Source organism: Pseudomonas sp. RW407 (assembly GCF_003176655.1).
Taxonomy (GTDB): Bacteria; Pseudomonadota; Gammaproteobacteria; order Pseudomonadales; family Pseudomonadaceae; genus Pseudomonas; species Pseudomonas delhiensis.
On the sequence record NZ_QGSL01000064.1, the window covers coordinates 91,156 to 97,365 of the forward strand.

Annotated in this window: 1 protein-coding gene; it reads right to left on the minus strand. The window is 67.1% G+C overall.

Features of this window, described 5'->3' with window-relative positions; genetic code table 11:
* Positions 1 to 45: 45 nt before the first annotated feature.
* The coding region (locus tag DK254_RS06185) for a filamentous hemagglutinin N-terminal domain-containing protein (RefSeq protein ID WP_218281404.1) at positions 46 to 6,210 on the minus strand (6,165 nt) is incomplete at its 5' end.

The window sequence follows — 6,210 nt, forward strand, 5'->3', positions numbered from 1 at the left end:
CCTAAAAACAAAAAGGCACTTAAGAATGAAGCAACCATCCACTTACTAATGATCGGCAGCATTTCGGATACTCTTTATCATCTCTCGATACTTATCATACAAGGCCCCATAGTTAACCAGCATAGCCGGCGGCATACTTCCCAAGTTCTCAAGGACACTCATATTACTCCCTTTCAGAGCTTCCAAACTTATCATCCATTGGTCATGCAAAGTTGCAAAAGAATTGAAGCCTGGGACTTGATTCAAGGCATCACTTATAGGAGTACCATGACAGATCGAATAAAAGCTGGAGCAAGCGAGATCATTTAGAGGCAGGTTCAACCCAATATTCTTTCCCTCTCGATCAAGTACCATCGGGACAAAACCACCATCACTATCAAAGGCCGAGCCATTAGGTCGATCAACACCAGGCCTTGCATCTGGCCCTCGCCCAACCGAATATTGGTACAACTCCATCAAGGCTCCCGTAGCAGCAATACTCAGCCACGTATCCTTGTCGCTCCCATTAAGGATGCCTTTTAGTGCTGTATTGGCAGCATAAGCCTTGATCCGGTCGCCATAGCTGATCAGTTTGTAGTTCCCCTCGGCAGTCAACTCCCTACCCCAGCCCTCCGTATAGCCAGCGCCGAATCCCGCAATAAGTGCCGCAGTGGCAAAACCTTTCAGGCTGTCCTCACTGGTGATGTCCTTGAGTGTTTGCCTCAGATCGCCCTTGTTCCCAACAAAACTGGCGGCCCCGGTTCCAGCGACAGAAGAAATAGCAGTCGCCGCCATCGCGTTCCCCCAACCTGCGGCAGCAGTGCCAACCGCAGCACCAGCTTCAACCAGAGCGGCATTACCTGCAGCCGCCATCGTAGTTCCAGAGCCGGCCCCAGCGCCTGCAGCAGAACCTACTGCACTGGTTGCAGCTCCGTAGGTTGCAGCAGCCACGATGATGGCAATGGCAATTGCAGCCCCGGTGCCAATACCCGAACTGCTGTAATCGAAGGAATCGTGCACTTCCTTCACCCGCCGCCAATCCACATCCCCCCGCGCCTCGGCCTCCTTCAGCCAGGCCAGGTTCGGATCGGCCTGCACCATCGCATCGATGGTCTGCCCGACGCTCTTCTGGTCGATGTGCCTGATATCGATCTTCAGGCCGTCCACGGCCTTGATCGCCAGTTCGCCCTGGGCGATCAACTGGCTCTGGCGTAGCGTCTCGTCGGTCTGGCCCTTGCCCTTGGCGGACTGCCAGGCGAGGTCGCTCTTGCTCTTCTCGTGGCTTTCCTGGTGCAGGTCCTTGACCGCTTCGAAGGTCACCGCGCCGCCGCTGACGATGGCGATGTCGTTGCCGCTTTCGAGCCTGGCGGCCTGGTAGGTCTGGTCGCCGCCGCTGAGCAGGGTGATGTCGCCGCCGGCGCTGATCTGGCTGCCGACGGCCTTCACGTCGGTGACTTCGTCGCGCTTGAAGCTCTTGCTGCCGAGGCTGCCCTTCTTCTGCTTCTGGTACAGCGAGTAGTCGCTGTCATGGCCGGCCAGCAGCTGGAGCTTGTCGCCGGCCACCAGGAAGGCTTCCTTGCCGGCGTCCACCCGGCTCGCTTCGAGGGTCAGGTTCTGGCCAGCGCTGAGGGTGACGTCGCCGGCGGCGTCCAGTGTCGTGCCGCGCTGGCTGACGCGGCTGTCTTCGCTGTCGATCTTCTTGCCGCTGCGCCGGTAGTGGTATTCGCGGTTGCTCTGCTCCTGCGCGGCGCCCAGCAGCAGGTTGCCGGCGGCGGCCAGGTTGGCGTCGCCGCCGGCCTCCAGGTGGCTGGCCTGCACGCCGATATCGCGGCCGGCGCTGACCTGCAGGTCGCCGCCGGCCTGGACGCCGGCGGCGTGCTGGCGCACCTCGGTCTGTTCCCAGTGATGGCGCTTGTCGCGACGGGCATTGCCGTCGACGGACTCGACGGCGCCGATCAGCACGTCGCGCCCGGCCTGCAGCTGGATGTCGCCCTTGGCCTGCAGCTGGCCGCCCAGGTTGAGCAGGTCGCGCCCGCTGCTGATCGACAGGTCGTCGTCGGCCTCGATGCGCGCGGCGCTGTCGAGCAGGCTGGTCTGCAGGCTGGCGCCCCTGGCCTGGCCCTGCACCTGGGTCAATGTCCGTTCGTTGACGACGTCGCCGGTCAGCGTGGCGAGGCTGACGTCGCGCCCTTTGAGGATGCCGCCGGCGGCGTTGCGGATGCTTTGCGTGGCCAGCAGTTGCAGGTGCCGGTTGCTCTCCATCAGGCCGCTGTTGCCGATGTTGGCGGCGGTGGCGCCGAGGTCGTTGCTGGCGCGCAGGGTGCCGGCGTTGTTCAGCTCGCCGCCGCTGATCAGGGCCAGGTCCTGCCCCTGGATCAGCGCGCCGTTGGGCGCCAGGCGATGTTCGGCCTGGGCCAGGTAGAGCACCGGCACCAGCACCTTCCGGCCGTTCACCTCGGCCTCTTCCAGCCAGACGATGTCGTGGGTCAGCGCCGCCACCTGTTCGGCGCTCAGGGCCACGCCGACGCTCAGCCCGAGGCTGTCCTTGTGGGCGATGGCGTTGTCCATCAGGTACCTGAACAGCGCTTCGTCGCTGGAGAGCCCGGCGATGAAGCGCTGGCCGGTGCGCGCCACCAGGGCCTGGCGGATCAGCCGCTGTTCGTAGAGGCCGTCGCCCAGGCGCTGCTGCGCCCGGGCCGGGTCGTAGCCCAGCTGGGCCAGCAGGTAGTCGGAGCCGAGGAACTGCTTGAGCCCGGCCAGTGCCGGGTTGGTTTCGATCAGGTAGGGGTGGCCGCTGTCCGGGGCGTTGAGCCGGAACAGGCCGTGCTCGCCCTGGGGCAGGCGGAAGCCCGGCAGGGCGATGGGGTTGACCGCCTGCTGGGCCAGGTCCGGCGGCAGCTGTGGATTGAGCACCACCACCAGGGGTTGCGACTGGCCGTCGACCTGCACGTCCTCGACCCGTGCCACCCCGCCGTCGTAGGCGATGCCCGGGTGGATGACGCCGTTGTCCAGGCGCTCGCCGGCGCTGATTTCCACCGTGCCGGCCGCCTGGATGACGGCGTTGGCGGAGGTGGCGCCGCCCGGCCGGTATTCCCAGATGTCGCTGAGCAGGCCGAGGTCGTACAGCGCCGCTGGCAGTTCCAGCAGGTTGTCCGGGTCGTAGTGGTTGGCCTGGTAGTCCGGCACGTGCAGCGGCCGGTAGATGTTGCCATTGGCGTCGCGGTAGACATGCAGAAGCATGCCGTTGGCCAGTTCCAAGGGGCTTATCGTGCCCTGGTTGAGCCCGCCGATGAGGTCGTCCCAGTAGCTGAACACCGAGGGGTCGGCGTTGTTCGCCAGGTTGTAGGGCAGGACGTAATGGCCGACGAAGCGCTCGATGGTGCCGTCGGTGACCCGCCCGCTGTTGAACAGCCGCGTGCGGATGCTCTCGCCGCCGCTGATGCCCTGGTTGACGAAGCTGGCGGCGCTGATGGCGATGTCGCCGCCGGCGGCCAGGGTGCTCGCGGTGTTCTCGAAGTCCTGGGCGTCCACCCGCAGGTTGCCGCCGGCCTGGATGAAGGCGGCCGGGGACGCCTCCTGCACCTCGCTGGCGTAGACCTCCCGGGCGATGTAGTCGACGTTGTAGTGGTCGCCGGAACAGTCGTAGCAACGGACGATGATTTCCCCGGAGATCAGCTTCTGCCCGAGGCGGAAGCCGTCCTGGGTGTTCTTCAGGCTGTCGCTGGCGATCGCCAGGTCGCCCTGCGCCTCCAGGGTGGCCGAGCGGTTCTCCACCACGCCGGCGCGCCCCTGCTGGTCGTCCGCGGCGATGTCCAGGGCGCCCAGGCTGTAGACATCGGCGTAGCGGTTGACGAAGCGCTGCACGCGCAGCGCCATGTCGCCGCCGCTGAACAGCAGGCCGTTTTCGTTGCGCAGCTCCGCGCTTTCGATCCGCAGGTTGGCGGCGCTGCCCAGGGTGCCGGTGTTGTTCAGGTTCGCCGCGCGGGCCAGCAGGTCGCCGGCCGCGGTGATGCGGCCGGCATTGTCCAGGCTGCCGCCGACGTTGATGCGGGTGGCGGCGCCGCCGGTGATGCTGGCGCTACCATCCAGGGCGAGGCTGGCAGCATCGAGGCCCAGCTCGCCCAGGCTGCTCAGTTGCCCGCTGCCGCTGTAGCGCCCGCCCAGGTGCAGTGCCAGGTCGCCGTCGCTGGCGATCAGCCCGGCGTTGTTCCAGTCGCCGCCGCTGCCCTCGAGCTTTTCGCTGGCCAGCAGCCGTCCCCCGGCCGCCTGTTGCAGTTGGCCGATGTCCAGGGTCAGTTCGCGCGCCTGCAGGCTGCTGCGGTTGCTCCAGCTGGCCGCGCTCAGGCTCAGCGCGGCGTTGGTGACGAAGCTGCCGCCGGCCTGGCCGAGCTGCACCAGGTCGATGCCGAATCCGCCGCTGCCCAGGTGGCGCACGCTGCCGCCGTCGTTGCGCAGTTCGCCGCTGGCGAGCAGCAGGTCGGCGGCGGCGCTTTCCAGCAGGCCGTCGCTGTTGTCCAGCAGGCCACCGATGCCCAGGTGCGTGGCACCCTGCTGGCCGAGGGCGCGTACGCGGCCCTGCAGGTTGGACAGTTCGGCGGCGGCAAGGGTGAGTTGGTTGCCGGCCTCGATCAGGCCGTGGGCGTTGTCCAGCGCACCGCGCAGGCTGAAGTCGATGTCCTGGGCGCCGACCTGGCCGCCGTGGTTGAGGAAGTCGCCGCCATGCAGGCGCAGGGCCTGGCTGGCGAAGAGGCCGCCGGAGCGGTTGTCGAAGCCGGCGCTGTTCACCCGGGCGTCGCCATGGGTGGCCGCCAGGTGCCCATCGGTGTTGGCGACGCTGTTGGCGTCGAGCAGCAGTGCCGCGCCCTGGGCGATGCCGTCGCGGTTGTCGAAGTGCCCGACGGTCAGTTGCAGCAGGCCCCGGGCGCTGCCGAGAACGCCGCCGGCGGAGTTGTCCAGGCGGGTGGCGCGCACCCGCACGCCATTGCCTTCCAGGCGCCCGCCGCGGTTGTCCAGGTTGGCGCCGAGGTCCAGCGCCAGCCCGGCCTCGGCGTATATCTGGCCGCCCCGGTTGTCGAGGCTATCGCCCTGCAGCTCGACGGCCTGGGCGGTGATGCCGCCGTGCTGGTTGTCCAGCCGGCCGACGCGCCCCTCGAGCCGCCCCTGGCTGCTCAGCAGGCCCTGCTCGCGGTTGTCCAGGCTGGCCAGGTCCAGGCGCAGGCCCTGTTCGGCGGCGAACAGGCCGAGGCGGTTGTCCAGGGTGCCGCCGCTGACGCGGACATGCTGGCCGCCGATCTTGCCCTGGCGGTTGTCCAGGCGCTGCGCGGCATGGGCATCCAGGTTGCGCGAGGCGATCAGGCTGCCGGCGTTGCGCAGGTGCTGCGCAGTGATCGAGAGATCGCCGGCGGCGTTGCGGCTGTTGTCGGCATTCACGCCGGCTTCGATCACGCCGCTGTTGCTGAGCTGGTTCGCCTTCAGCTCGAGGGTCGAGCCCGCGGCCAGGCTCTGCGTATTGCTCAACGCCCCACCGGCCTGCACGCTCGCATTGCCGCCGGCATAGGCCGGGCCGTTCAGGGCCACGTCCTGGCCCTTCAGGGCGAGGTCGCCGCTGGCCGCGGCCTGGGCCAGTTCCAGCTTGCCGTTGGCGTCGATGCGGATGTCGCCGGCGCTGGCGGCCATGTTGCCGGCCAGCTTCACGCCCACGCCCTGCTCGGTGCCCACCAGGCGGATGGTGTTGGCGTACATGCCGCCCAATGCCGCGCTGTCGATGGCCAGTTGCGGCTTGGCGCGGCCGTCGTCGGCCTTGGCGCTGGCAGCCAGGGTCTCGGCGTCCACCTGGTTGCGCCCGGCCACCACGGTCAGTTGCTTGGCGTACAGGTCGGCGTTGAGTTTGGCGCTGCGGGTAATCAACTCGAACCGGTCGAGGTTGCTGGCGTTGAGCCCGGCGCCTTCGACGGCGATCTCGCCGCCGTCCACGTCGTAGCCCTGCAGGCGTTCGCCGGCCAGGATCGGCTTGCCGGTGGTGAGGGTGGCCCGCGGGGTGTTGATGAAGCCGCAGCCGTTGCAGATGATGCCATTGGGGTTGGCGACGATGACGTGGGCACCCTGCCCCGCCACTTCGGTGTAGCCCTTGAGCTGCGAGGGGCTGCCGCCGGTGACTTCGTTGAGGATCTTCTGCGCCGCCTGGCCCTTGAGGTTGGGGTTGCCGATGATGATCCCGCCCAGCTGGGTACT